Origin of the sequence: Nitratidesulfovibrio oxamicus (assembly GCF_015731765.1) — a bacterium.
In the GTDB taxonomy this organism is placed as follows: domain Bacteria; phylum Desulfobacterota; class Desulfovibrionia; order Desulfovibrionales; family Desulfovibrionaceae; genus Cupidesulfovibrio; species Cupidesulfovibrio oxamicus.
On record NZ_VRYY01000033.1, the window covers coordinates 1 to 26,702 of the forward strand.

Genomic DNA, 26,702 nt, shown 5'->3' on the forward strand with positions numbered 1-26,702 from the left:
GCACCCGGCGCAGGGCGCCATCCGTCTCCGGCGGCGCACCCGGCAGCAGCACCCGGCGTGCGGGCCGCGCGCCGCATTCCCCCCTCTCACCACAGGAGGAGCGTATGAACATCGCCTTCACCTTCAAGAACTTCGAACCCTCCGACCACCTGAAGAAGTACGCCCGCCGCCGTCTTGAAAAGCTTGGCCGGTTCGTCGGCAAGTCCGCCCTGGAAATGCAGGTGAACCTTTCCGTCGACAAGTTCCGCCACAAGGCGGAAGTGCAGATGGCGGGCGACGGCTTTACCTTCTCCGCCGTAGAACAGTCGGAAGACATGTACGCCACCATCGACCTGGTGCTGGAAAAGCTGGAATCGCAGTTGCGCAAGCAGGTTGAAAAGCAGAAGGATCGCCGCCGTTCCGTCCAGTCCGACAAAGTGGGCAAGGGCATCGACGTGTTCACCTTCGGCACCGTGGGCGAGGGCGAGGAACGGACCATCACCGGCACCGACCACTTCGCCCCCAAGCCCATGCATGTCGATGAGGCGGCCATGCAGCTTGACCAGAGCGACAACGAGTTTCTGGTGTTCCTGAACGCCGAGGTGGAACGCGTCAACATCATCTACCGGCGTCGCAACGGCGATTTCGGCCTTATCGATCCGGTCGTCTAGGCGCCATACATGAGGCTTTTGGAGTATCTTCACGATGATCTGATCCTGCCCGAGCTCTCCGCCGGCACCAAGAAAGAGGTGCTGGCGGAACTCGTGCAGGCCGTGGTACGGCGGCATCCCGAAGTGGATGCCGCCGTTGCGCTGGGCGTGCTGTACGACCGCGAATCGCTGGGCACCACCGGCATAGGCGACGGCGTGGCCATCCCTCACGGCAAGTTGGCGAACATCAGCGACATCGTGGTGGCCATGGGGCGCAGCGTGCCGGGCATCGACTTCGACGCGCTGGACATGAAGCCCTGCCACCTCTTTTTCCTGGTGCTGGCGCCGGAACAGGTGGCGGGCATGCACCTGCGCATTCTGGCCCACATCTCGCGCCTGCTGAAGGATCCGCAGTTCCGCCGCGCCATGCTTGATGCGCCGGACGGCGATGCCTTCCGCGCGATCATGCACACCACCTGAGTTCATTGTCCGCCGTGCCCGTTACGGCCTGCCGTGGGCGTGCCGTGGAAGGCGGCGGCTTGCCCGCCGTCGCCACGTCGTAACGCGCGTCCTCTACATGTAGCCGCCACGCGCAGCACGCAGCGCGCCCTGCAACGGCATTCGGCGCAACGCCGCCAGAGGAACCAGCCATGCCAAGCAAGGCCACGCCGCCCGACACAGCTACCGTCCCGGCGGATTCGCCCGGTGCACCGGGCACGTCCGCCGGGGCATCCCCGGCACCCGCTTCGGTCCCCATCCCGGGCCATGCTCCGGAAGGCATGCCCCCCGCATCGCTTGCCAGAGGCGCTGATGCGGGCAGCCCGGTGGCTGCCGCCGACTTTCCCGTCATCATCGTCACCGGATTGTCCGGCGCGGGCAAAAGCACGGTTCTCAACGTGCTGGAAGACCTGCGCTACTTCACGGTGGACGGCCTGCCCGCCAGTCTTGCCCCGCAGATGGTCACCATCCTGAATCGCGAGGCGTTGTCCCACTACCAGGGGCTGGTGCTGGGCATGGACCTGCGCGAAAGCAATTTCGTGCGCAACCTGGAAAAGTCACTGGAGCGGTTGCAGGGCATGGGCGTGCGCCCGGCGGTGGTGTTCATAGAGGCCAATCCCGCCGTACTCAACCGGCGCTACGCCACCACCCGCCGCCCGCACCCGCTGGAAAGCGAAGGCATGGGGCTGGAACAGGCCCTGGAGCAGGAGCGGCTGCGCCTTGCCCCGGTGCGCGAAACCGCCGACCTCGTGGTGGACACCTCCAGCTATTCCATCCACGACCTGCGCCGGGTCATCCAGAAGAAGTGGAGCACCATCCAGGGGCGCATCCGCTCCTTGCGCATCAACATCGTCACCTTCGGGTTCAAGTACGGCGTGCCTGTCGATGCGGATCTGGTGTTCGACCTGCGCTTTCTGCCCAACCCCTACTTCGTGCCCGATCTGCGCCCGTTGTCCGGCCTGGACGAGCCGGTGGCCAAGTACGTACTGGAAGCGGGCCATGGTGATGCCTTTCTGGCGAAGCTGCTGGACTTCCTGCATTTTCTGCTGCCTCAGTACGAGACGGAAGGGCGCTACCGCCTGACCATCGCCATCGGCTGCACCGGCGGGCGGCACCGCTCGGTCTCGGTGGCGCAGGCCCTGCTTCGCGCCTTGAAAAAATCTGATTATGCCGTATCGATAGAGCACCGCCACATGGAGCTGGGCTGAGCGTGCGCCGTCTCCACAGGTGACCGGCTGCGACCGATCCCGGCTGGACCCAACTGGCCCCAGGGCCCCGGATGGTGCCGGATGGTCTCAGCCGCCAGCGGTTGTCAGTAACCGGCGGGGCCGCAGTAGTCGCACCACCCGGCAGTGGCGGATGGCATCCGGCCCTTGCAGCCATCCAGGCGTCGTTGTCACGGGCCGCCGTGGCGTGTCGGCCCGGAATTTCACCGGACGGCATGTCGTCCCTGCACCTTGTTTCAACCACATCAGGCACGGTCTGAACGCACCAGTATGTCTACCACAGAACAGCATCACGCAGGGCAGACCCGCAAGGGGGCAGGAAGCGTTGCCCAGGGCAACGGCAGCAAGCCCGAAGACGGTCTGGCCGCCGCGGAATCGCGCATCGGCGTGATTCTGGTGACCCACGCCGACTATGGTGCGGCGTTGTTGCGCGCCGCAGAATTCATCCTTGGCCCGGTGCAGGATTGCGCCTCCATCAGCGTGGACGTCTCGCTGGAAGTGGACGAGACGGTAAAGCGGCTGAACGAGGCGGTGAAGCGCCTGGATACCGGGCGCGGCGTGATGATCCTTACCGACATGTTCGGCGGCACCCCCACCAACCTCAGCCTGGCCCTGCTGGGCAAGGGCAACGTGGAAGTGCTGACCGGCGTCAACCTGCCCATGCTTCTCAAGGTGTTCGGCGGGCGCGTCGGCGACCTGGCATCCCTTTCGCGCGATGCGCGCGACGCAGGCACCAAGGGCATTGTTGCGGCAGGCGAACTGCTGCGCAGCCGGGTCAAGAACGGGTAGTGTCATGCTCTGGTTCCGCATAGACAACCGCCTGGTGCACGGCCAGATCATCGAGGCGTGGCTGCCCTACACGGGGGCGCGGCGCCTGCTGGTGGCCAACGACGCCATGGCGGCGGACGACCTGCAACAGCAGATCGTCTCGCTGGCCATTCCGGGCCGGGTGGAAGTGCACTTCGTGCGGGTGGACGCCCTGGCAGAATACTGTACCGGGCGCACCGACGACGGGCACGACACGCTCGTGCTCTTCGCCACGTGCGCAGACGCCCGCCGCGCCTTCGATGCGGGAGTGGGCATGAGCACCCTGAACATCGGCAACCTGCACTACACCCCCGGCAAGAAGCAGCTGTGCGCGCATGTTTCCGTTTCCGACGATGACGAAGCCTGCCTGCGCTTCTTCAACCGCCACTCCGTGTCCCTGGACTTTCGCTGCGTACCCAACGAACCGGTGCAGATAAAGGGATGGTCATGACCGATTTTCTGCCCGTGCTCACCCTGGCGCTGCCCATCGCTTTTTTTTTGCCGTTTTTTCGCTGCTGCGCTTTTCGCTGAACCTGGGCTTTCTGGAACGCCCGCTCGCCATCGGCTTTCTGTGGGCCGTCATGACCGGCGAGTGGGGGCTTTCCATGCACATCGCCATCTTTCTTGAGCTGTTCTGGCTCGACCTGTTTCCAGCTGGCACCTACATCCCCCCAAATTCCATCATTTCCCTGCTGCTGGCCCTGAGCGTTGCCGGGCATTTCGGCCTGGAATCCGCCGGGCAGCTGGCCATTCCCGTATTGCTCACGCTGCCCGCAGCCCTCGCCGGTGCGCACGTGGAATACCTGCATCGCCGCTGGCGCAACCAGCAGTACACCGACCTGTTGCACTGGGGCAGGGTGGCCGAACATCCCGGCAAGGGCGATTCGCCCTTGTGGCGCATCATGGTGCGTTCGCTGGGTGAACTGTTTGCCCTGAACCTGGGCCTGTTTTGCGTGTGCCTGCTTGTGCTTGTGGGAACTATCGAGTTGATGTCCAACTATATCGGGCATCTTCCCGCTGTGCCCGGCATTGCCTGGGGCCACGTGTGGTTTGTGGGGGCCATGGGCGGCATGCTGGCGCTGCGCCTGCGCCGGGCTTACGTGGCCTTCGCGCTGGCCTTGCTGGCCGCGTCGGCGGCTTCATTCATCTGATTCGAATTCGTCACCGGAAATTGACCGTGCAGGGGGTGGGGGTACTTGGCAGCCGGGAATGTTTGTGCTATTTGGCACAAACAATTTCGCAGCAGCATGCGAGCTACTCGCAGCACCAAACCCCAATGCCACATGCAACGGAGGAAAACCGACATGGCAGCTCTTGTTCTTGGTCACATGAACCCCGATACCGACTCCATCATCGCCGCCATCGGCGTTGCCGACCTGATGACCAAGCGCGGCATCGAAGCCAAGCCCGTCGCTCAGGGTGCCTGCACCCCCGAAACCGACTTCGTCCTCGGCAAGTTCGGCCTGAAGGCCCCCGAAGTGGTGACCTCCGTGGCTGGCCAGAAGGTCATCCTGGTTGACACCACCGAGCGTGCGCAGCTGCCCGCCGACCTGTCCGACGCCGAAATCCTGGGCGTGGTCGACCACCACAAGCTGGGCGACGTGACCACCTCCAACCCGCTGGAAATGTGGGTGTGGCCGGTGGGCTGCTCCTGTACCGTCATCAAGGCGATGTACGACTTCTACGGCATCGAAGTGCCCAAGGCCATCGCTGGCGGCCTGCTGTGCGCCATCCTGTCCGATACCGTCATGTTCAAGTCCGTCACCTGCACCCCCGAAGACAAGAAGGCCGTCGAAGCCCTTGCCAAGATCGCGGGCGTGGCCGACGTGATGGCCCTGGGCATGGAAATGTTCAAGGTGAAGTCCGCCGTTGAAGGCGCGTCCATGAAGGACCTGGTCTTCCGCGACTACAAGGACTTCGACATGGGCGGCAAGAAGGTCGGCATCGGCCAGTTGGAAGTGGTGGACCTGTCCATCCTCGAGCCCGTGAAGGCCGGCCTGTACGAAGAAATCACCAAGGTGAAGGGCGAAGGCCGTCACTCGGTGTTCCTGCTGCTGACCGACATCATGAAGGAAGGTTCCGAAATGCTGATCGTTTCGGACGACGCCTCCGTGGTCGAAAAGGCGTTCGGCGTGAAGGCCGAAGGCAAGTCGGTGTGGCTCGACGGCGTGATGAGCCGCAAGAAGCAGGTGGTGCCCAACTTCGAAAAGGCCTTCAAGGGCTAGTCGAAGCGGTCGTCCAACCGACGCAGACTGACGCATACGGGGCCCGGCGGCACATGTCGCCGGGCCTTTTGCATTTTCTGGGAGGGGAGAAGGGAGGGCACGGCGACAGCCCACTGCGTGCCCGGACGCCAGAACTGCCCTGGCGATCTGGGCAGCGCTGCCGATCCGGACTGACCGGGCGGGCCGTGCGATCAGGACTGGCCGGCCGGTCAGTCGGTCACCGTACCGGTGCGTTCATCCAGCCGGGCAAGGGCCATGCTGCGCAATTCGCGCAGGTGTGCGCCAGAAGCCGCGCCCTTGTTGCACAGGTTCGGCGGCAGCTTGACGGCCAGCAGCACGGCAAGTTCGGCCTCGGTGCGCTGGCGCAGCGTTTCCAGCCGGGTCAGGCAGGCCGCGGGGATGGCGGGAGGAGCGTACGGGGCCACGGGATCCTCGGGGTCGGACAAAGACGGGGATGCCCTTCCGGAAGCAGCGTCGCCATCCGTACCTGGGGCAGGGGATGCGCCTTCCGGTTGCCGCAACGCGCAGTCCGGTCCGGTGCTCATGCCCTTGCCGGTGCCGTCGGCCAGCACCAGCAATCGCATGGCGGGCAGCAGGCCGCGTGTGTGCAGTGCCAGCAACAGGTCCACCCGTGTGCCGGGCCGCAGTTCCGCATGGCGGGCCAACCGCATGTGCAGCCGGGCCGCCGCCTCGCCCGCCTCGATGAACCTGGTGGGCATGGACAGCCGGATCCCCATGGCACGCGCCAGCGGCGCACCACGATCTTCATGCCCGTAATGATGCGGCAGCACGTCCGCCGCCGTGGTCACCTTGCCAAGGTCGTGGCACAGGGCCATCCATGCTGCCAGTTCGGGCGGGGGCTGCCGCGCGGAGCGGGCTTGCGCGCCCGCGCCATCCGCCGTGGCAGAATCCGCCAGGGAAGGCGATGGCACGTTATCCCTGGCACGGGACGCATGCCCGGCCAGCACGGCGGCCATGTCCATGACCCGCGCCACGTGGTCCAGCACCGACCCGTTGTGATAGCGCGCGGGCCCGGCGGGCACTCCGTCAGCCCCGGCCAGTTCGGCAAACCACGGCAGCAGGCAGCCGCCCGCGTGCAGCACCTTCAGGTAGCGGCCGGGACAGGGGGCGGCCAGGGCCTTCAGGGTTTCGCGGCACACCTGTTCGGCGGGCAGGTCGGCAAGTACACCGCGTTGTGCCACGACGCGCATCTGGTCCAGCGTTTCCGCGTGCACTGAAAAATCGGGAAACTGCGCGGCAAAGCGCGCGGCGCGAAAGGCCCGCACCGGGCTGTCGGCCAGCGCCGTGGGTGATGCCGGGCGCAGCACGCGGTCCGCAAGGTCGCGCAACGCCTGCGGGTGGGCATGCACCACTCCCGCTTCGGCCAGCGCCAGGGCATTGATGGTGAAGTCGCGGGCGGCCAGGTCTTCATCCAGCGTGCCGCGCAAGGGCATGTGCTCCACGCCGTCCAGCAGGTACACGTCAACGTCGCGGCCAACCTTGCGGGCACCCGGGTTCTGCCGTACAAAACACGCCGCGTGGCCTTCGAAGGCCACGTCATGGTCGTGTATCGGCCTGCCCAGCAGCAGGTCGCGCACGGCTCCGCCCACAAGGTATGTCTTCATGGGGATGAGCGTACCCGATTTCGGCCCGGACGGAAATGCGACAGGTCGCGCAACGCCCCGTCCCCGTGGAAAATTCCCGCACATATCCAGAACTGCCATTCCAGAGGCGCCATGCCCAGAGAACACGTATCCGGTGGCACTGTCCGGCCTGAAAGTTCCGGCGCAACCTCGGGCGATACCGCCAGCCGGAAGGGGCAGGGCGCTCCTGTTGTGCATCTGTTGCACGAAGGGTTGCCGCTGCCGCCCGCCGAACCTTCATCTGGCGCAGTCCCCGGCCTGCCTGCTGGCGACGCCGCCCGCTGGATGGCCGATCCGCTGTCGCCCGAAGCCCTGCGCGGCTTGCCGGGCTGGGCCGACGATCTGTCCGTGATCGCCGGATTCACACCCGTAACCGTGGGCGGGGCGCCCATGCTGGCGACGTTCCACGAATGGGCCGACTGTACCGGGGCGCCGGCAGTTTCTCGGCCATGTGCGTCCGCCCCGGTCGCACCGCCGGTGATCGTGTGCGGGCCGTGCTCCTCCAGCCTTGACGTGGCCCACGCACTTGCCGCCGCCGGAGCCCTTCCGGAATGGGGGGCCGTGCTGGCCGTATCGCAGCGGGCCGGGCGCGGGCAGTTGCGCCGCCCGTGGGAATCGCCGCCGGGCAACATCTACGCTGCCTTGCGGCTGCCAGCCGTCGGGGTGTTCGCCACCGAGACGGCGGCCATCGCCCTTGGTTGCCTGTTTGCAGAGGCCTTCAACGCGCTGGGCGTGCCCGTGCAGCTCAAGTGGCCCAACGATCTGCTGCTGGGCGACGCCAAGGTGGGCGGCATGTTGATAGAGGAAAAACGTGGGGTGGTGCTGGCGGGGATCGGCATCAACGTGGTGTCGGCACCGCCGCCCCAGGCCCTGCGCCAGGGCTGGGCGGTGCCCGCCGCAAGCCTTGTCGGCCATGGCATTTCCGCCACGCCGTTGACACTGTGGCGCCATCTTGTGGAAGAGTCGCGTTTCTGCTATGAAGCGCAAGTTCTACGCGCCGGTGGGGCCGATTTCGTATCGTGCGCGGAAAAGCATCTTGCCTGGGTAGGCCGTGGGGTTGTGGTTCACGGTGGCGAAGTGGGTGACTGTCCGGGCAGGATTCTTGGACTCGAACCGCAGGGGGGCCTGCGGATTGTCATTTCGGGCAGGGAACACATACTCCGCTCCGGCAGCATCACGCCCATACCTTCGTGATCCGTATTCCATGCGCCCCGCGCATGCGCGCACGTCAATTCCGGTCGCCCGTTGCGGGCCGGACAGCCAGGATACCGAGGATTAGATGGGCATCAAGACCTTCGAGCAGGTGTTGGAAGAGGTGAGGGGCAAGGCTATTCTGGTGGCCAACCGGGGCATCCCGGCCCGCCGGATCTGCCGTTCCATCCGTGAACGCTTCGATGCCGTGGCCGTCATGACCGCCACCGACATCGACAAGACCTCTCCGGCCGCCTCCGCAGCGCAGGAACTGCTGCTGCTGGGTTCCGACCCCAGAGCGTATCTGGACATCGACCACATCATCGCGCTGGCCAAGCAGCGCGGCATCGTCGCCATCCATCCCGGATGGGGCTTCGCCTCCGAAGACGAACGCTTCCCCGCCAAGTGCAAGCCCGCCGGGCTGACCTTCATCGGGTCCACCGCAGAGGCCATGAACCTGCTCGGCAACAAGGTGCAGGTCCGCAAGCTGGCAAAGAAGCTGAACATTCCCGTTGTTCCCGGTTCCGAAGGAGCCGTGGACATTCCCACCGCGCGCACCATCACCGACGAGATCGGCCTGCCGGTCATGCTGAAGGCGGAAGGCGGGGGCGGTGGCCGGGGCATCTTCGCCATCCATCGCGCCGAAGAACTTTCCGACGCCTTCATGAAGGCGTCCACCATGGCGCAGGCCTCGTTCGGCAATCCGCGCCTGTACGTGGAAAAGTACCTGCCTTCGGTGCGCCACATCGAAATCCAGGTCATCGCCGACATGTACGGCAACGTGTTCGCCTTTGACGAACGCGACTGTACCGTGCAGCGCAACCACCAGAAGCTCATCGAGATCACCCCGTCGCCGTGGTCGGGCATCACCCCCGAACTGCGCGAACGGCTGAAGGAATACTCGCGCATGCTGGTGCGCGAGGTGGGCTACCACTCGCTGTGCACCGTGGAATTCCTGGTCACCGCCGACGGCACGCCGTACCTGATCGAAGTGAACACCCGCCTTCAGGTGGAGCACGGCATCACCGAGTGCCGCTACGGCATCGACCTTGTGGAAGAACAGATCGCCGTGGCCTTCGGCGCGAAGCTGCGCTTCACCGATGAAAACACCACGCCGCAGCATGTGGCCATGCAGGTGCGCATCAACTGCGAAGACCCGCAGAACCATTTCGCCCCCAACTCGGGCCTTGTCAGCCGCTACGTGTCGCCCGGCGGCCCCGGCGTGCGCCTGGACTCGAACATGTGCGCGGGCTACGAGTTTCCGTCCAACTACGACTCGGCGGGTTCACTGCTCATCGCCTACGGGCAGGGCTGGGAAAAGGTGCTCGGCATCATGGAACGCTGCCTTGGCGAGTACGTCATCGGCGGCATCAAGACCACCGTCCCGTTCTACAAGCAGGTGCTGAAGCACCCCAAGTTCCGCGCGGGCGACCTGGACACCAACTTCATCGCCAACACGCCGGAACTGATGTGCTACTCCGACCTCGCCCCGGAGGCGGAGCGCCTGGCCCGGTTGGTGGCCGAGGTTTCGGCCAAGGGCTACAACCCCTACGTGCAACTGGGTGAATACCGCACCCGCGAAACCCCGCGCATGCCCCGCTTCGAGCCGGTGCTGCCGCACATTCCCGGCACCGTGCGCCGCGCGCCCTCGCCGTACCCCACCGGCGACCGCACCGCGCTGCTGGACTACCTGCGCGATGCGGGTCACGTGCATTTCACCGACACCACCCCCCGCGACATGACCCAGTCGAACAGCGGCAACCGCTTCCGCCTGGCGGAAGACGAGCTGATCGGCCCGTACCTGGACAACTGCGGGTTCTTCTCCATCGAGAACGGCGGCGGCGCCCACTTCCACGTGGCGCTCATGGCCAACATGACCTACCCCTTCTCGGAAGCGAAGGAATGGAACCGCTTCGCGCCAAAGACGCTGAAGCAGATCCTGATCCGCTCCACCAACGTGCTGGGGTACAAGCCGCAGCCCAGGAACCTGATGCGCATGACCGGCGAGATGGTGTGCGACACCCACCACATCATCCGCTGCTTCGACTTCCTGAACCACATCGAGAACATGCGGCCCTTCGCCGAAGTGGCGCTGAACCGCACCGACGTGGTCTTCGAACCGGCTCTGTCGCTGTCGTGGGCCAAGGGTTTCGACGTGGACCACTACCTCGGCGTCACCGAGGCGGTGCTGCGCATGGTGGGCAGCGTGGCCGGGGGCGGTCCCGACCAGGCCGCGAAGATGATCATCCTGGGCCTCAAGGACATGGCGGGCATGTGCCCGCCCCGGTTCATGACCGCCCTGGTTTCCGCCCTGCGCAAGCGTTGGCCCTCGCTAGTGCTGCACTACCACCGCCACTATACCGACGGTCTGTTCGTGCCCTCCGTGGGCGCGGCGGCCAAGGCGGGTGCGCACATCGTGGACACCGCCCTCGGTGCTTCGGTGCGCTCGTACGGGCAGGGCGACGTGCTGGCAACTGCCGCCTACCTCGAGGACGAACTGGGCCTGAAGACCAACCTGAACAAGAACATGATCCGCGATTGCAACTTCGTGCTCAAGCAGATCATGCCGTACTACGACCGCTATTGCGCGCCGTACTTCCAGGGCATCGACCACGACGTGGTCGAGCACGCCATGCCCGGCGGGGCCACCTCGTCGTCGCAGGAAGGGGCCATGAAGCAGGGGTACATCCACCTTTTGCCGTACATGCTCAAGTTCCTGGCGGGCACCCGCAAGATCGTGCGCTACCACGACGTGACGCCCGGCTCGCAGGTAACCTGGAACACCGCCTTCCTGGCCGTGACCAACGCCTACAAGCGCGGCGGCGAAGAAGAAGTGCGCTACCTGCTGGAAGTGCTGGACCACGTGGCCCGGCACGACGAGGCCGACCTGACGGCGGAAATGCGCAAGGCGCGCCTGTCCATCTACCAGGACTGCAACGACGCCTTCCGCAACCTGCTGCTGGGCCGCTTCGGCAAGCTGCCCCTCGGCTTTCCGGCGGACTGGGTGTACGAAAGCGCCTTCGGCAACGAGTGGAAGAAGGCCATTGCCTCGCGCACCGAGGCATCGCCCCTCGATGCGCTGGCCGACGTGGACCTGGCGGCGGAAGAGCGCGGCTACGTCGAGATCATGCGCCGCAAGCCCACGGAAGAAGAGTTCGTCCTGTACCTGAACCACCCCGGCGACGCCATCAAGACCATCCAGTTGCGGGCCCGCTTCGGCAACCCCAACAACCTGCCGCTGGACGTGTGGTTCGAGGGCGTGGCCCCCGGCGAGGACCTGAACTTCGTCGATTCCAACGGCAAGCCGCACCATCTGGCGCTGCTCAGCATCTCTCGTCCCAACGAGGCGGGCATGAGCGTGGTGCGTTACGTGCTCGATTCCGAGTTCATGAGCTGCGAGGTGCAGGTGGCCAAGGCCGCCGTGTCGGATGGCAAGGGCTCGGAAAAGGCCGACCCGTCCAACCCCATGCATGTGGCCGCGCCCAGCAACGGCGACCTGTGGGTGATGTACGTGCACCCCGGCGACGTGGTGAAGCAGGGCGAGGAGTTGTTCAACATCTCCATCATGAAGCAGGAAAAGGCGGTGCTGGCCCCGGTTTCCGGCATGGTCAAGCGCGTGCTGAAAACCGCCGACTACCGCGAAAGCAAGCAGATGATGCCCGTGCGCGAGGGTGAGCTGATCGTGGAGCTTGGGCCCATCCCGCGCACCTGCCCCAACGCGGCGTGCTCGCGGCCCATCACCATGGATGGCATCGACTTCTGCCCCTACTGCGGCGAACCGCTGAACCCGTAAGCAGACTTACCGCGCGCGGCCCCCCACCACTGCGGGCCGCGCGCGGATACATCTTTCGGCTGTACCAGGCACCGCCCGGCCCGGCATGCACGGGTCGCGGGCGACGATGCGAGAACCCACCATAAGGAGACCGGCACCCCATGCCAGCCCCCTGCATGATACCCACCGGTTGATCACGCCACGCCCCGTGCGCGTGGGACAAGACCGTCGTTTTCGGGTATCGGACCTTCAGGCAAGCGTTTCTATCCCCCACAGGAGGATTCACGAATGGGCAAAACTCCGGTTGAAAAGCCTGCGGCCAAGGCCGCCAAGGCTGGCGCCGAGATTTCCGAACTCACCAAGAAGCTGGTGCTGACCGGCGCCGACATTGTGCGCATCGGCGACGATGCCGAACTGCTGGTCGGCGGCAAGAACTACAACACCGCCATCATCAGCCAGGTCGAAGGAATCCGCGCACCCGAGTTCCGCGCCATATCGTCGCAGGCATTCCACATGCTGCTCGACGAAACCAGGGTCAACGCATCGCTCGTCCGCGCCACCGTGGACAGGGAATACAACCGCATCGACTGGAACGATCCCGAGATCAACAAGGACTCGGAGTTCCTGCAAAAGTTCGTTCGCAACCTGGCAAAGGAAATCCGCGCCCAGGCTTCGGCCAAGCCCGGTGAAACCCAGATCAAGCTGCGCACCTTCGTCAACAACGTGGTGGAAGGCTTTGCCACCTCGCCGGAAGGCATCGACCAACTGCGCAAACGCTCGGTGCTGGTACAGGCAGGCATCTTGTGCGTGGAGTTGCCCAAGGCCGTGGACGAATGCGTACGCGAGGCCTACCGCTCCATCTGCAAGGAAGCGGGCGCCGAAGACGTGCCCGTGGCCGTGCGTTCCTCCGCCGCCGGCGAAGACTCGCGCAAGAAGGCCTTTGCCGGCCTGCAGGACACCTACCTGAATATCGTGGGCGACAGCCGCGTGTCCGCCGCCTACCACTGGGACTGCGCATCGGCCTACAACCTGCGTTCCATGACCTACCGCCGCGAGGCGATCCTGGACGCGCAGGCCCGCGCCGAAGCCACCGGCGACGAATCCATCGCCATCAAGGCCAAGCAGGAATGGGCCATCGAGAACACCTCGCTCTCGGTGTGCATCATGCGCATGATCAACCCGGTCATTTCGGGCACCGCCTTCAGCGCGGACACCGCCACCGGCTGCCGGGGCACCGCCCGCAAGGACCTGGTGGGCATGGACGCCAGCTACGGCCTTGGCGAGGCCGTGGTCGGCGGCATGGTCACCCCGGACAAGTTCTACGTCTTCCAGCGTGACGACGGGCCCGAGGTGGTCATCCGCCAGATGGGCTGCAAGGACAAGAAGATCGTCTACGACGAGAAGGGCGGCACCAAGAAGGTTTCCGTGCCCGAAATCGAGGCGTACCGCTGGTCGCTTTCGCTGGCCCAGGCCGAACAGGTGGCCAAGGGCGTGCGCGCCATCAGCCGCGCCTACGGCGACATGATCATGGACACCGAATTCTGCATCGACTCGGCAGACCGGCTGTGGTTCGTGCAGGCCCGCCCCGAAACCCGCTGGAACGAAGAGCTGGAAAAGCACCCGCACACCATCTTCATGCGCCGCCGCGAGGTGGACCCGAAGGCGGCCACCCAGGCCGAGGTGCTGCTGGAAGGCAACGGCGCATCGCGCGGGGCCGGGCAGGGCAGGGTGAAGTTCCTGCGGTCCGCGCTGGAGCTGAACAAGATCAACAAGGGCGACATTCTCGCCGCCGACCGCACCGACCCCGACATGGTGCCCGGCATGCGCGTGGCCGCCGCCATCCTTGCCGACGTGGGCGGCGACACCAGCCACGCCGCCATCACCTCGCGCGAACTGGGCATCCCCGCCGTCATCGGCATCCAGCGCCTGGAAATCCTGCGCGCCCTTGACGGCCAGGAAGTGACCGTGGACGGCACCCGGGGCCGGGTGTACCGCGGCATGCTGCCCCTGCGCGAAGTGGGCGGCGAGATGGACCTGTCCAAGCTTCCCCCCACCAAGACCAAGGTGGGCCTGATCCTGGCCGACGTGGGCCAGGCCATGTTCCTCTCGCGTCTGCGCGAGGTGGAAGACTTCGAGGTGGGCCTGCTGCGCGCGGAATTCATGCTGGGCAACATCGGCGTGCATCCGCAGGCGCTGGAAGCCTTCGACAGCGGTGAACTGGACCACGCCGTGCACGCCAAGCTGCGCGAACTGGATTCCCGCCTGTCCAAGATACTGCGCGAGCAGCTGTCTGCCGGGCTCATCGCCATCGACATGAAGTTGCGCGAGTATGTGGGCCACATCACCGGCCTGTCGGCGGAAATCGAGGCTCTGGCCTCGCGCGAGAACCTGCGAGGCACCGAACAGGTGCTGGTCATGCACCGCAAGATGCGCGAGCTGGACCACAAGCTGGACGAGCACGTGGAGCTGGCCACCCGCCGCATCGACATCCTGAAGACCTCCATCGACCTTGAAGACCACGTGCGCGTGATCATGGGCTACGACGACCAGCTGGCCCTGCTCAACGGCATCGACCCCGACACGGTGAAGCGCCGCGCCGAGATCGAGGCCGCCGTGCGAGCCCAGGTGGAACGCGTGGAGGACATCCCCGCCGTGCAGGACGCGCTGGCCAAGATCGCCCGCCTGCGTCACGAGGTGGGGCTGCGCAGCGGCCTGCAGAAGGAAATGGACGACATGCGCGCCGTGCCGGACAAGATCCGCGCCCTGATCCGTTCGCGCGGGTTCCGCACCGGCAAGGAACACTACGTCCAGACCCTGTCGCAGGGCCTGGCCCTGTTCGCCATGGCCTTTTACGGCAAGGACATCGTCTACCGCACCACCGACTTCAAGTCGAACGAGTACCGCAACCTGCTGGGCGGCAACCTGTTCGAGCAGATGGAAGACAACCCCATGCTGGGCTTCCGCGGGGTGTCGCGCAACCTGCACGACTGGGAAATCGAGGCCTTCAAGCTGGCGCGCGGCGTGTACGGCGGGTGCAACCTGCAACTCATGCTGCCCTTCGTGCGCACCCTGGAAGAAGCGCGCTCCATGCGCCGCTACCTTGAGCAGGTGCACAAGCTGAAGAGCGGCGTCGACGGGCTGAAGATGATCCAGATGTCGGAAATCCCTTCCAACGCCGTGCTGGCCAAGCAGTTCATCGAGGAGTTCGACGGCTTCTCCATCGGCTCCAACGACATGACCCAGATGGTGCTGGCCACCGACCGCGACAACGCGCGCCTCGGCCACATCTACGACGAGGAAGACCCCGCCGTGGTCTGGGCCATCCTGGTTACCATCTTCACCGGCCAGAAGTGCGCCCGCAAGGTGGGCTTCTGCGGCCAGGGCGTGTCCAACAGCAAGATCCTGCGCGGTCTGGTTGCCATCGCGGGCATCGTGTCCGCCTCCGTGGTGCCCGACACCTACTACCAGACCAAGCTGGACATGGCCGAGGTGGAGGCCGAAAACATCCCCACCTCGGAACTGGGCAACTGGCTGCGCGACCAGCATCTGGCCAACCTGCGTGCGCTGCTGGAGGAAAAGGGCTACGGCCACATCCTCAAGAAGTACACTCAGGCCGAAGACCTGATGGACTGGTACGAAGGCGAACTGCGCCGCCTGCACGAACTGCTGCGCGAAAGCCTGGAAACGGCCAAGGAAAAGTTCTATCGGTCCGAGTTGGAACAATTCCGGGCCACCTTCCACAAGCCGGTCATCTACGCCACCTGGGACTGGGCGGGCACCGTGTCCGACGCCCTGCATCAGGCCGGGTTCGCCAACTTCGAGGAACAGGCCAAGGCCCTGGAGGCCCAGCGCGCCAAAAAGTGGTAGACGTGGCAGACGGCTTGCGCGCCATGCGCGTGCCGGACTCACGTTGATGCTTGTACGGACGGGCGGTCTTCGGGCCGCCCGTTTTCCGTTATTGCGGGCGGGCAGCGGGGCGGGCGGAAAGGTGCGGCGACGACCGTGGTGTACGGAAGGGGAGCGGCGGGCATTGGGTCCATGTCGCTGCGGGCCCTTGCCACAAGACATTCAAGGTCGCATTTGATGGGAAACGGCCTGTGACGGTGCGGCAGGCAAAGGAGGCGCCCATGGCGGAACTGCGCGTACGACGCGTGTACGGGACGGCACAGGCGGATGCCGCCAATGCCTCCGATGCGGATGACGGACTGCGCGTGCTGGTTGACCGGTTGTGGCCGCGCGGACTTGCGCGCGATGCCGCCCGCATCGACCATTGGCTGCGCGGCGTGGCCCCGTCCGACGCCCTGCGTCGCTGGTTCGGGCATGATCCAGACCGGTGGCAGGAATTCCAGGCGCGCTACCATGCGGAACTGCGCGTTTCCGCACACCCGGACCTTGCCCTGCTGCGCAGGCTGGCGACTGAGCAAGGCCGGGTCACGCTGCTGTTCGCGGCCCGGGACGAAGCCCGCAACAACGCGGTGGCCCTGAAGGCTTTTCTGGTCCAGTAGCAGGGCAAGAACAAGGCGGAGCGGAGCATGCCGGTGCTCGCGCCCGTGCCAGCGGCTGTTCGCCTGCGGCGGAACGGGGGCCTTGCCGCCAGTTCCTGTCGTGGCCCATTCTTGAAGTTGCAGATGAAGGGTGTTGATTCCTGCCGAGCGTTCCGGAGCCCGCCATCGTTCCGGCAAGCTCCTTCAACCCGCTGAAAAAAGAAATAAAAACGGGGAGCCCAGGGGCTCCCCGCATTCGTTCGCATTCCCTTCCCGCCTGGCCTCGTGGCCGGGCAGGGCGGGCACTACTTCAGGCGTGCCGTCACGTTGTCCTCGATCCAGTGCGGGTCCAGCCATTCCAGCGGTTGCACCTGCACCCCGCCAATGGTCACCCCGAAGTGCAGGTGGTCGCCGCCTGCCATGCCGGTGGTGCCGGTCTTGCCGATGATGTCGCCCTTCTTCACCTGCTGGCCCACGTTGGCCGAAATCTCGCTGAGGTGCGAGTACAGGGTTTGCAGGCCAAGGCCGTGGTCGATGACGACAAGGTTGCCGTAGATGCCAAGATGCCCGGTAAAGACCACGCGCCCGCTGTTGGAGGCGGGTACTTCGGCCATGGCCAGCGAGGCGAAGTCAAGGCCGAGGTGGGTCTGGTTGTCCACCTTCTGTCCGTTGTGCAGGTAGCTGCGGTTGTCGGCAAATCCGGCGCGGGTGGCCGAGTTGGGCAGTTGCAGGAACGCACCGTGCCAGAGCATGGCGGGTGCGGTATCCTTGCCGATTTCCAGCAGCTTCTGCTCGTTGGAGGCGCGCAGTTCGTTGTTAACCTTCAGGAAGCGCTCCAGCGGGCTCAGCTCGCCGGGCACGTCCTGCTCGAATTCGGGCATCTTGCTGGCCAGAAAGCTTTCCGAAATGTTGATGTTGTCATGCCGGAACACCCTGTCCAGCGGACGAATGACCAGTCGGCTGGCCATGGCGTTGCCGGAAAGGTCCACGGCAGTGATTTCCGGGGCGTACTGGGCCACGGCGAGATAGTGCGGAAAGGCGAAGAAGCACAGGTAGTCGCCGCTGGGCTGCTTGAACCCCGGAAAGTACAGGTCGCCCACCTTCACGCCGGTGCGTTCCACGTCCTCGTTGATCGAATAGAGGATGGAGCCGGTGCCGCCGCGCCGCACGTAGGGGGGCATGCTCTTTACCGAAACGCGCGGGGGCTGGGTGTCCAGGCGCATGGGGTAGACCCTGGTGGTGGTGTTGCCCTTGCCAAACCCGGCCAGCGAGGTGTCGGTGGCGCGCACTTCAAGGTCGAAGGCGCCGTCCTTCAGGCCCGCATCCTTCAGGTTGAAGGTCACGCGCTGTTCACGGCGGCCATCGGCGAAGGCGCTGTCGAGCACGACCAGCGAGTGAGAATTCTTTTTCACCGTGACGGTGACGGACCGGACGCCCGACTTCTTGTCGCGCAGGGTCAGGGTCAGGTCCTGATGCGGCGAGGCGCGCCCCGTATCCGGGGTAAGGATGACTTCCGGCCCTTCCATGTCCTGGAAGAGCATGAAGCCGCCGATGCCGAGCAGCCCCAGCAGGGCTGCGAAGACGATCACGATGGAAAGATTCTTAGCTGCTGTCATGTCTCCTGATCCTTTCAAGTGAAAAGCCGCCCTGAAAGCCGGGCGGCTTGTGTCCAAACCGTTAAGGCGGCCTGCCTAGGGATGTTCGACGGCATCCAGCAGGCTGATGGTCAGCTTCAGGAAGTCCGCCTCGGTCACGATGCCCACCAGCCTGTCGCCCTCTGTCACGGGCAAGCACCCGTACTTGTGGTGCAACAGCAACTCTGCGGCATCGCGCAGCAGGGTGTCCGGGTGCACGCGCACCACGTCGGTCCGCATGATCTCGCCCACCGGAATGCCGGCGTCGATCTCGTTCTGCACTGCCTCGTCCACGTCGGCAAAGCGCGAGATGGTGGCGGACAGGATGTCGCGGTGGGTCAGCAGCCCCTGAAAGTCGCCCTTGGCATCCACGATGGGAATGTGCCGGATGCGGGCCAGTTGCATCAGCGAGCGCGCCGCCCGGAGCGAATCGGTCTTCTTCAGGGTGAAGAGCCCGGTGGACATGAGATCGCCGACGTAGAGCATGGTTTCCCCCGCGAGCGCGTTTTACCAAGTGTCGCATACTCGGCGCATAAGTCAAGCAAGCCGGGCCGACGTGGGCGATACCCAACACTGCGCGCGGCTGGCGGCACGGGAAGGGGCCGTGCATGGGAACGTGGGGCACGAAAGATGCACGATGGCGGTGGGGCGGACCTGGCGTTGCCGTCACCGTGATTGACGCCGGGGGCAAAATCTGTTTTCCAAACCATGCCGGGGCCGTATGGACGAGGCGACTCGCAACGCCCGTCCCGCCCGATTGCGCGCCGTTTTGCCCTTCGCATGGACACCGGCCTTCCTGTTGCGGCCTTGCCGCGCCGCCGCCCACCGATGCTGCGCGTGCGGAGGGCCCGATGCACCCGGTTGCAGGGGCGCACACGGTCACGCATGGCGCACGGCAACGCGACGAACAGCCCCCGGCAGGGCACCCATTCCAGAGAGGACCGCGCATGCTCGACATGAAGCGCAACCGCGAGCGCATGGTGAAACAGCAACTCGAGACGCGCGGCATCACCGATCCGGCCGTACTTGCGGCCATGCGTTCCGTGCCGCGCCACCTGTTCGTGCAGGAAGCCCTGCGCGCACAGGCCTACGAGGACCACCCCCTGCCCATAGGGTATGGACAGACCATTTCGCAGCCGTTCATCGTGGCGCTCATGTCGCAGATCATCGAGCCGCAACCGGGGCTGCGGGTGCTGGAAATAGGCACCGGCTCCGGCTACCAGGCCGCCGTGCTGGTGGAAATGGGCCTCGACGTGTACACGGTGGAACGCATTCGCGAACTGCACGCCGCCGCGCGCGACCTGTTGCGCACGCTGAAGTACCGCAAGGTGCGGCTGAAACTGGACGACGGCACCCTGGGCTGGCCGGAAGCCGCCCCCTACGACCGCATCCTGGTCACGGCGGGCGGGCCGGAAGTGCCGCTGCCGCTCATCGAGCAACTGGCGGATCCGGGCATCCTGGTCATTCCCGTGGGATCCAGCAAGCGGATGCAGGAACTGGTGGTGGTGCGCAAGCAGGGTGGACGCGTGGTGCGAGAAAGCAAGGGCGGCGTGGCCTTCGTGGACCTGGTCGGCACCCACGGCTGGCGCGGCTAGCCGACGGCGCGGACTCGTCAGGGCTGGCCATATCGGGACAGATCTGGACGTAGCCGGGCAGAACCGGGCAGAACCGGACAGAGCGGGGCAGGGTCGAGCAGGGTTGCCTGGTACGGGGGCCCCGCGCGTACGCCGTGTCACGGAGTCCAGCGCTGCAGTTGTCCCGCCATCCGCTCACCCTGGCGTCTTCGCAGCCAACTGCCGCCCAACGCACCGCCGCCTGTCGGCCCGAATCGCCCGGCCATTGTCCGGCCACCGCAAAGGAAGCTCCAACGCATGCGTTTGTTCTCCCGCCTTCTTGACCGGCTGTGGACCACCGCCGCATCGCGCGGCGCCGTGCGCATGCTGGTGCTGGTTTCGTTCACTGAATCGGTCTTTTTTCCGCTGCCGCCGGACCTGCTGCTGATTCCCATGGCCCTGGCCGCGCGCGAACGGGCATTGCGCCTGGCCGCCATCTGCCTTGCCGCATCGGTGGCGGGCGGCGTTGCGGGCTATTTCGTGGGCATGTTTTTCATGGACGTGGCCGGCATGCCCATTGTGCGCTTTTACGGGCTGCAGGAGCAGTACCACGCGGTGAAGGAATGGTACGACACCTACAACGCCTGGGCGGTGGCCGTGGCCGGGCTTACCCCGGTGCCCTACAAGCTGTGCACCCTCACCGCCGGGGCCTTCCGCGTTGATTTCGCCACCTTCCTGTTGGCGTCGGTGGCCAGCAGGGGGCTGCGCTTCTTCGTCATCGCCGGGCTCATCTACCTGTACGGCGAACGGGTGCGCTTTTTTCTGGAGCGCCGGTTCGACCTCGTGCTGCTGGTCACACTGGTGCTTGGCGTGCTTGGCTTTGCGGCGCTCAAGTTCCTGAACTGACCCTCGCGCGGCTGTTCAGCGCGCCTTGTCTCGCGTCGATGCGCGACACGAAGTGCAGGTGCCTCCGCGCTGTCGTCCGGGTCCTTTTGCTTGACGGGGCGGCGCGATTCATTACCTTACCGGGGCGGGCAAACCCCGCCGCATCGCAATTCCATGGCCCGCCGCGCCACAGGCCAGGCGGCCACAGACAAGGAGCATCCATATGTCCTCGTGCAGCACCTGCCCCTCGGCGAAGAACAAGGCCGAAACGGGCAAGCCCAGCGCCGGCATGGCCATTCAGGACGAGATCATCTCCTCCACGCTGGGGCGGATCAGATACAAGCTCTTCATCATGAGCGGCAAGGGCGGGGTGGGCAAAAGCTCCGTCACCGTGAACACGGCGGCGGCACTGGCCGCACGCGGCTACAAGGTGGGCATCCTGGACGTGGACATCCACGGCCCCAGTGTGCCCAACCTGCTGGGCCTGCGCGCGGGCATAGAGGCCGACGAGCGCGGCGGCCTGCTGAACCCGGCGAAATACAACGACAACCTGTTCGTCATCTCCATGGATTCGCTGCTCAAGGACCGCGACACGGCGGTGCTGTGGCGCGGCCCCAAGAAGACGGCGGCCATCCGCCAGTTCGTCTCCGACGTGAACTGGGGCGACCTGGACTTTCTGCTCATCGATTCCCCTCCCGGCACCGGCGACGAACACATGACCGTGCTGAAGACCATCCCCGACGCCCTGTGCGTGGTAGTGACCACCCCGCAGGAAATCTCGCTGGCCGACGTGCGCAAGGCCATCAATTTCCTGCAGTACGCCCAGGCCAACGTGCTGGGCGTGGTCGAGAACATGAGCGGCCTGTACTGTCCGCACTGCGGCGGCGAAATTTCGCTGTTCAAGAAGGGCGGCGGGCGCGAACTGGCCGAGAAGTACGGCCTGACCTTCCTGGGCGCCGTGCCGCTGGACCCCGCCACCGTGGTGGCCGCCGACCGGGGCGTGCCCGTGGTGATGCTGGAAGAGGATTCGCGCGCCAAGCAGGGCTTTCTGGAACTGGCCGACAACATCGCGGCCGCGTCCGAGAACAGCCTGGAGGCCGTGGCCAGCACCCACGCCTGATGCATTCACTGACGTCTGACTGATATATTGCGGCCGGGCCGGTGCGTGCGAAGTCGCGCGCATCGGCCCCAATGTCCCCCTGCCAAGGCAGCCATGGCGTCAGCCGGAGCCCTTGCGGGGCCATGTCGTTCCATGGCGCGGCAGGGCGGTCATCCTCCCTTTGCCAGCGCGACGAAGTGTGCTAGGAACACCCACATGACGCAGCAATCAAGCCCCCTCCAGCGGATGTTCAACCTTGCCAACCGCATCACGCTGGCGCGCATCTTCATCGTGCCCGCCATCGTCGCGCTGCTGATGTTCCCCGGGCGCATCACCTGCCTGGCAGCCGTGGTGCTGTTCGCGCTGGCCTCCATCACCGACGTGATTGACGGCCACATCGCGCGCCGGTCGAACATGGTGACCAGCTTCGGCAAATTCCTGGATCCGCTGGCCGACAAGATTCTCATCGGCTCGGTGCTCATCATGCTGGTGGAACTGGGCTGGATTGCCGGGTGGATCGCCATCGTGATCATTGCGCGAGAACTGATGGTTACCGGCCTGCGCGCCGTGGCCGCTGACGAAGGGCTGGTCATTGCCGCCGACAAGTTCGGCAAGATGAAGACCGTCATGCAGATGTTCGCGCTGGTGCCGTTGATGCTGCACTACCCGTGGTTCGGGCTGGACCCCAACCCGGCAGGGCAGTTTATGCTTTACATCGCGTTGTTTCTCACGGTATTTTCAGGCTTCAACTACCTGTATACATTTTACGGAAACTGGCTCAAGGAAGGCGCCGGACGGGCCTAGCCCGCACAGGCGGGGCGCATGGCCGGAGACGCATTCATGCAGGATCACGAGGGACTGCACAGCAGGTTGAAGAACTGCCTGCAGACCATCCTCGAGCTTGAGCCGGATCTGGAACGGCTGGAGCTTGGGGGCGAACTGATGCAGGAGTTCACCGTGCTCAAGTCGTTCATGGAACGGCTTGACGCCGTGCTGCTGGACGAGGACGACGTGCGCCGCATAGAGCGCGCCACCGCGAATTTTCTGGAAGAACTGAAAGGGCCGGTTTCCGCCATGCGCCGTCGCGGCGAGCAGCGTCGGCTGTTGCAGTGACCGAGATGTTCTGGCGTCGTCTGCTCATCGGCCTTTCCCTGGCCCTTAACGTTGTTCTGCTGTATCGCCTTGTCTGGAGCGACCAGGGCATGGTGGCGTACAAGACGCTGAAGCAGCAGTGCACCGCCATGGAGGCCCGCCTGAAGGACCTCGACACCCGCAACCTTGCCCTGAGTCGTGAAATACGGCTCTTGCAGGCGGACGGGAAATATGTCGAAAAGATGATCCGCAAGCGGCTGAACTTCGTGAAGGACAACGAAATCCTCTACATCTTCCCCGAGACGCAGGCGGAAGCGGCCACACCGGGAGCCGGATCTGATGAAGGCAAAAATTGAGTGGTATCAAGAGGTACTTGAACTCGAACCGAGTTCTAAGGTCTTTTTTCCGCTCGCCCGCCTGCTGGCCGAAAACGGCCAACCCGATGACGCCATAGCCACCCTGCGCCAGGGGCTTGACCGCCATCCCGAGTTCATCGAAGCCCGTCTTTTCCTCATCGAACTCCTGCATTCCAGCCACAGGGACGACCTGCGCGACGGCGAAGTGGGCAAGCTGGCCCGCCTGCTGGGCGCCTATCCCGGCTTCTGGGATGCCTGGAGCGCCTGCCTGGCCGCCGGGGACAAGGGCCGCGACACCGCGCTGGCCCTGGCCTTTCTGGCGGCCTCGTTCCGTTCCGGCACCCAGGGCGCACTGTCGTGGACATCCGTCATCGAGCACGGGCTGCGCGCCATGCTGGGCGGCAACGGCACGGACGCCGTGCCCGCCCCGCACCCCGTGGCGCCTGCTGCCTCCTTTGCCGCGCCTTCCGCTGCACCCGAAGCGCCCGACATGTCCGATATGCCCGATGGGGCGGACATGCATGACATTGCCGACGTGGCCCCCGCCGGGAAAGAGCATCCCCTTGCCGCGCCCGTCACGCCCGATGCCCTGGACGCCCAGGACGAGGAAGAAGAACATTTTTCGCTGCGCACCCGCTCCATGGCGCAGGTGCTGGCCGAGCAGGGCGACCTGCGCGGTGCCCTCGACATCTACGAGGAACTGCTGGCCGCCTCGGGCAGCGACGAAGAGCGCGCCGACATCGCCGGCGTGATCCAGGAACTCACCAACCGCCTCAAGTCCGCGGGGGAGGGAAGCCAGCGGCAGCAGGCGGCCGACGAGGGGCAGCCCCTCCAGGGCAAGCACAAGCTCATCCACATGCTCGAATCGCTGGCCGAGCGCCTGGAGGCGCGAGCCCAGGGGTAGCGGGCCCGAAATTCGTATCGAACCCACGCGCGGGGATACCGCGCGGCAACCGTGCGCGTCCTTCGTGACGAAGGGGGACGGGGGAAGCCCCGCGCCAGTCGGTCTGCCGCAGATCGCAACGATCCATTCAGGAGAAAGAGAGTGCAGCGAGTCAACAAGGCCGCCTGTCTGCTGCTCGCGCTGGGCGTGCTGCTGGCGACGGGGTGCAAGCACGAGGCCAAGGGGTACTGGAAGGACACCCGCCGGTACTACCGCGAATATCTGAACACCCCCGCCAAGCTCGACCTTGAGGACAAGGGCGAGGTGGCACCCGCCGAAGCCCGCCTTGCAGAAGGGTTTGCCGGTATAGACATCCAGTTGCGCGCCCTTGAGCGGGCCCTGGAGAACAGCGACCGCAAGCCGGACACCGCCTGGGCCAAGCAGATGTTCCAGCGCTTCCCGTGGATCAGCGGGCTGGCTGCCGTGGACAGCGAAGGCCGCGTCATGGCCCAGCAGCCCGAGGCGCCCATGAAGCCGCTGGATTTCGCCCCGCTGCTGCAGGAAGACGCCAAGCAGAACATGCGCGCCCTGCGCAGCTACGTGCAGGATACCCCCATGGGACCCGAGGTGTACGTGGGCGTGCCCGTGTACTCCGGCACCGACTTCCGGGGGCTGGTCATCGCCCATTTCGACATCCGTGCGCTGCTGCCGTATTCGTCGCGTCCGGCGGACCTGATGATCGCCGCGCCCGGCCAGGTCATGTGGCCCGGTCGCTTCGACGCACAGGCCACCCCCGTCGCCTCCACCGACTGGAGCAGCGCTGTCACCAAGGACGTCTATGGCACAGTTGCCAACGCCAACGGTGAATTCTACTGGGTGTCGCGCTACCTCGGCAACCTGCCGCTGGTGTTTGCAGTGCCCGAGGCGGGCAGCTTTCCGGAAAAGCCGGAACAGCTTGCCATCCTCAAGCAGGCCGCCGCACTGGGCTCGGCCAGCACCCCCAACGAGCCCGTGACCGAAATCCAGCCCGCGTACCCGGAACTTGACGAATCCGAGGGCAGCATCCTGACCAAGCCCGCGCCGCAGGCGTCGGACGATTCCAAGGTCAAGGAAGAAGCCATCCGATAAGGTTCGCGTCGCGCCGGGGCTGCCCGCTTTCGCCGTATGGCGGGCGGTGCGCCCCGGCGCGTGCCGTTTCTGGCCTTTACCCCGTCCGCCGGGCCGCACCCGGTACTTCCACACCGCGCCGCCCGGCGCGGTTCCGCCAGGAGCACTCCATGCCAGAGGTCACCGTTACCGAACACCTGCTGCTGCACCAGAAGCGTTCGCCCGCCGCCACCGGCCAGTTCACCACCCTGCTGAACGACCTCATCCTGTCCGCCAAGATCATCGCCCGCAGTGTGAACAAGGCGGGCCTGCTGGACGTTCTGGGCGGCACCGGCGAGGTGAACGTGCAGGGCGAGAATGTGCAGAAGCTGGACGAATTCGCCAACCGCGTGCTCATCTATCGCATGGAGCGTTCCGGCGCGCTGTGCGCCATGGGTTCCGAAGAGAACGCCGACGTCATCCGCGTGTCCGAAAAGCTCACCCGGGGCGACTACATTCTCATCTTCGACCCGCTGGACGGTTCGTCCAACATCGACGTGAACATCAACGTCGGCACCATCTTTTCCATCCTGCGCCGCAAGTCTCCCTCCGGCGATGACGCCACCATGGAAGACGTGCTGCAGGCTGGCACGGAGCAGGTGGCCGCGGGCTACATCCTGTACGGCCCCTCCACCATGCTGGTGTATTCCACCGGCCAGGGCGTGCACGGCTTCACCCTGGACCCCACCGTGGGCGAATTCCTGCTTTCGCACCCCGACATCCGCATTCCCGAGCGGGGCAAGATCTACTCCGTCAACGAATCCTACTGGCACTACTGGGACGACGCCACCCGCGAGGCCGTCGGCTACTTCAAGGGCACCGGCAACGAGCGCGGCAAGCCCTATTCCCTGCGTTACGTGGGTTCTCTGGTGGCGGACTTCCACCGCACCCTGCTGTATGGCGGCATCTTCATGTACCCCATGGACCAGCGCGATCCCCAAAAGCCCCAGGGCAAACTGCGCCTGCAGTGCGAAGCCTCGCCACTGGCCTTCCTGGCCGAGCAGGCGGGCGGCCTTGCCACCGACGGCACCGGCCGCATCCTGGACATCCGGCCCCAGGTGCTGCACGAACGCGTGCCCCTGTTCATCGGCTCTCGCCGCGATGTGCAGGCCGTGACCGACATCTACACCCGTCACACGAAGTAGGGCGGGGCGACGCAGAGAAAAAAGAATAACCGGGGGTGAGAAAGGGAACTTTTGCGCGCTGCAGTCGCCATCCGTAAGGTTCGCTTCGCTCACCTAACGGCTGACGCAAACGTTCCCTTTCTCTCCCCCGGGCTCCCTCTCTATCCCTCAAAACTTTTTATTCGGGCTCACCTGCCACGGTAAATAATGCTCTGTCTCGGCATAGAAACCTCGTGCGATGAAACCGCGCTGGCGTTGGTGCGCGACGGCGTGGTCATTGCCGACGTCATGTCCTCGCAGGCCGACGTGCACGCCCTGTTCGGCGGGGTGGTGCCGGAACTGGCCTCTCGCGAGCACTACCGGCTCATCGGCGCCCTGTGCGACGAGGTGCTGCGCCGCGCGGGCGTGACCGCCGCAGACATCGACGTGGTGGCCGTGGCCCGCGGGCCGGGCCT

The 26,702-nt window shown here is 65.4% G+C and carries 23 protein-coding genes and 1 pseudogene; 21 read left to right on the forward strand and 3 right to left on the reverse strand.

Annotated elements, in window-relative coordinates:
• Positions 1-104 precede the first annotated feature (104 nt).
• From hpf to FVW20_RS01640, 7 genes are all read left to right on the forward strand, one after another.
• On the forward strand, positions 105-650 hold the full coding sequence (hpf, locus tag FVW20_RS01610) for a ribosome hibernation-promoting factor, HPF/YfiA family (RefSeq protein ID WP_196608010.1): 546 nt from the start codon (positions 105-107) through the stop codon (positions 648-650).
• 9 nt (positions 651-659) lie between these two features.
• The gene (locus FVW20_RS01615; protein WP_196608011.1) at positions 660-1,109 is read left to right on the forward strand and encodes a PTS sugar transporter subunit IIA; all 450 of its coding nucleotides are present in this window, start codon (positions 660-662) and stop codon (positions 1,107-1,109) included.
• Positions 1,110-1,408: 299 nt separating this feature from the next.
• Positions 1,409-2,335, forward strand: coding sequence for an RNase adapter RapZ (gene rapZ / locus FVW20_RS01620; protein ID WP_196608012.1), 927 nt, complete (start codon positions 1,409-1,411; stop codon positions 2,333-2,335).
• A 288-nt stretch (positions 2,336-2,623) separates the two neighbouring features.
• Positions 2,624-3,142, forward strand: a complete 519-nt coding sequence (locus FVW20_RS01625; RefSeq protein ID WP_231038776.1) for a PTS sugar transporter subunit IIA — start codon at positions 2,624-2,626, stop codon at positions 3,140-3,142.
• Between the two features lie 4 nt (positions 3,143-3,146).
• Entirely contained in the window at positions 3,147-3,611 is a 465-nt protein-coding gene (locus tag FVW20_RS01630) for a PTS sugar transporter subunit IIB (protein ID WP_196608013.1), read from the forward strand.
• Positions 3,612-3,741: 130 nt separating this feature from the next.
• A complete protein-coding gene (locus tag FVW20_RS01635) occupies positions 3,742-4,311 on the forward strand; it encodes a hypothetical protein (protein WP_190243372.1) in 570 nt (189 codons plus the stop codon).
• Between the two features lie 153 nt (positions 4,312-4,464).
• Entirely contained in the window at positions 4,465-5,385 is a 921-nt protein-coding gene (locus tag FVW20_RS01640) for a manganese-dependent inorganic pyrophosphatase (RefSeq protein ID WP_196608014.1), read from the forward strand.
• Between the two features lie 209 nt (positions 5,386-5,594).
• On the opposite strand, the gene FVW20_RS01645 is transcribed toward FVW20_RS01640, so the two are convergent.
• On the reverse strand, positions 5,595-7,010 hold the full coding sequence (locus tag FVW20_RS01645) for an HD domain-containing protein (RefSeq protein WP_196608015.1): 1,416 nt from the start codon (positions 7,008-7,010) through the stop codon (positions 5,595-5,597).
• A 111-nt stretch (positions 7,011-7,121) separates the two neighbouring features.
• Here FVW20_RS01645 and FVW20_RS01650 point away from each other — a divergent pair, with 111 nt between their 5' ends.
• From FVW20_RS01650 to FVW20_RS01665, 4 genes are all read left to right on the forward strand, one after another.
• Positions 7,122-8,222, forward strand: a complete 1,101-nt coding sequence (locus FVW20_RS01650; protein ID WP_231038777.1) for a biotin--[acetyl-CoA-carboxylase] ligase — start codon at positions 7,122-7,124, stop codon at positions 8,220-8,222.
• A gap of 85 nt (positions 8,223-8,307) precedes the next feature.
• Positions 8,308-12,012 carry a pyruvate carboxylase gene (locus tag FVW20_RS01655; protein WP_196608016.1) on the forward strand — a complete coding sequence of 1,235 codons (3,705 nt, stop codon included), beginning with the start codon at positions 8,308-8,310 and terminating at the stop codon, positions 12,010-12,012.
• 267 nt (positions 12,013-12,279) lie between these two features.
• Positions 12,280-15,858, forward strand: a complete 3,579-nt coding sequence (locus tag FVW20_RS01660; RefSeq protein ID WP_196608017.1) for a PEP/pyruvate-binding domain-containing protein — start codon at positions 12,280-12,282, stop codon at positions 15,856-15,858.
• A gap of 260 nt (positions 15,859-16,118) precedes the next feature.
• Positions 16,119-16,496, forward strand: coding sequence for a DUF488 domain-containing protein (locus tag FVW20_RS01665; RefSeq protein ID WP_196608018.1), 378 nt, complete (start codon positions 16,119-16,121; stop codon positions 16,494-16,496).
• Between the two features lie 284 nt (positions 16,497-16,780).
• Here FVW20_RS01665 and FVW20_RS01670 read toward each other — a convergent pair whose 3' ends face one another.
• Positions 16,781-18,091 (reverse strand): M23 family metallopeptidase, encoded by a 1,311-nt coding sequence (locus tag FVW20_RS01670; protein ID WP_196608019.1) that lies wholly within the window; start codon positions 18,089-18,091, stop codon positions 16,781-16,783.
• 75 nt (positions 18,092-18,166) lie between these two features.
• On the reverse strand, positions 18,167-18,595 hold the full coding sequence (locus tag FVW20_RS01675; protein ID WP_012611562.1) for a CBS domain-containing protein: 429 nt from the start codon (positions 18,593-18,595) through the stop codon (positions 18,167-18,169).
• Between the two features lie 461 nt (positions 18,596-19,056).
• Between FVW20_RS01675 and FVW20_RS01680 the strand changes: the two genes are divergently transcribed.
• The 10 genes and pseudogenes from FVW20_RS01680 to FVW20_RS01725 all read left to right on the forward strand — a co-directional run.
• Positions 19,057-19,704, forward strand: coding sequence for a protein-L-isoaspartate(D-aspartate) O-methyltransferase (locus FVW20_RS01680; RefSeq protein ID WP_196608020.1), 648 nt, complete (start codon positions 19,057-19,059; stop codon positions 19,702-19,704).
• Between the two features lie 276 nt (positions 19,705-19,980).
• Positions 19,981-20,568 carry a YqaA family protein gene (locus FVW20_RS01685; RefSeq protein WP_196608021.1) on the forward strand — a complete coding sequence of 196 codons (588 nt, stop codon included), beginning with the start codon at positions 19,981-19,983 and terminating at the stop codon, positions 20,566-20,568.
• Between the two features lie 202 nt (positions 20,569-20,770).
• Positions 20,771-21,667: an Mrp/NBP35 family ATP-binding protein gene (locus FVW20_RS01690; RefSeq protein WP_007521820.1), complete on the forward strand. Its 897-nt coding sequence runs from the start codon at positions 20,771-20,773 to the stop codon at positions 21,665-21,667.
• A gap of 225 nt (positions 21,668-21,892) precedes the next feature.
• Positions 21,893-22,450, forward strand: coding sequence for a CDP-diacylglycerol--glycerol-3-phosphate 3-phosphatidyltransferase (gene pgsA / locus FVW20_RS01695; RefSeq protein ID WP_196608027.1), 558 nt, complete (start codon positions 21,893-21,895; stop codon positions 22,448-22,450).
• Between the two features lie 18 nt (positions 22,451-22,468).
• Positions 22,469-22,759: a hypothetical protein gene (locus tag FVW20_RS01700; RefSeq protein ID WP_155860481.1), complete on the forward strand. Its 291-nt coding sequence runs from the start codon at positions 22,469-22,471 to the stop codon at positions 22,757-22,759.
• A 5-nt stretch (positions 22,760-22,764) separates the two neighbouring features.
• Positions 22,765-23,094, forward strand: a complete 330-nt coding sequence (locus tag FVW20_RS01705; protein WP_012611557.1) for an FtsB family cell division protein — start codon at positions 22,765-22,767, stop codon at positions 23,092-23,094.
• On the forward strand, positions 23,078-23,998 hold the full coding sequence (locus FVW20_RS01710) for a tetratricopeptide repeat protein (protein ID WP_196608022.1): 921 nt from the start codon (positions 23,078-23,080) through the stop codon (positions 23,996-23,998). Before FVW20_RS01705 ends, FVW20_RS01710 begins: the two co-directional genes overlap by 17 nt.
• Positions 23,999-24,139: 141 nt before the next feature.
• Complete coding sequence (locus FVW20_RS01715) at positions 24,140-25,105, forward strand: PDC sensor domain-containing protein (protein WP_196608023.1); 966 nt, start codon at positions 24,140-24,142, stop codon at positions 25,103-25,105.
• 149 nt (positions 25,106-25,254) lie between these two features.
• Positions 25,255-26,268 (forward strand): class 1 fructose-bisphosphatase, encoded by a 1,014-nt coding sequence (fbp, locus tag FVW20_RS01720; protein WP_196608024.1) that lies wholly within the window; start codon positions 25,255-25,257, stop codon positions 26,266-26,268.
• A gap of 186 nt (positions 26,269-26,454) precedes the next feature.
• Positions 26,455-26,702 (forward strand): annotated as a pseudogene (locus tag FVW20_RS01725) (tRNA (adenosine(37)-N6)-threonylcarbamoyltransferase complex transferase subunit TsaD); the annotation flags it as partial.